General features: G+C 39.8%; 1 protein-coding gene. It reads left to right on the top strand.

Annotated elements, in window-relative coordinates; translation table 11 throughout:
• Positions 1 to 152: 152 nt before the first annotated feature.
• Positions 153 to 246, top strand: a 94-nt coding sequence (locus SB822_RS59745; RefSeq protein WP_410859465.1) for a DUF3199 family protein, incomplete at its 3' end; no start/stop codon positions are given.

The raw sequence follows: 246 nt of genomic DNA, 5'->3' as shown, positions 1-246 counted from the left end.
AGGTTTTTCTCGCAATATTCGAATTGAAGTAGAAAAAGATATTCGCAGCCGTAAGTTTATTATTGTCCTGACAGCGAAGCTAGACAGCAAATTTGAGGAAGAGGATGCTGTAGCAAAAGTGATGAAAGTGAAAGAGTAGGTGACGGCAGGCCATGATTATTTCTGCTGAGGAAGTACAAGCCTATTCTGTATTTGATCGTGTGAAAAATCGATCTGTAGAGAGACTGACAGCAGATATTATCGAAG

The organism is Paraburkholderia sp. SIMBA_054 (assembly GCF_046534875.1).
Classification (GTDB): Bacteria; Pseudomonadota; Gammaproteobacteria; order Burkholderiales; family Burkholderiaceae; genus Paraburkholderia; species Paraburkholderia hospita.
The sequence above is the reverse complement of the archived record's forward strand: the minus strand, read 5'-3'. Positions and strand labels throughout refer to the sequence as shown.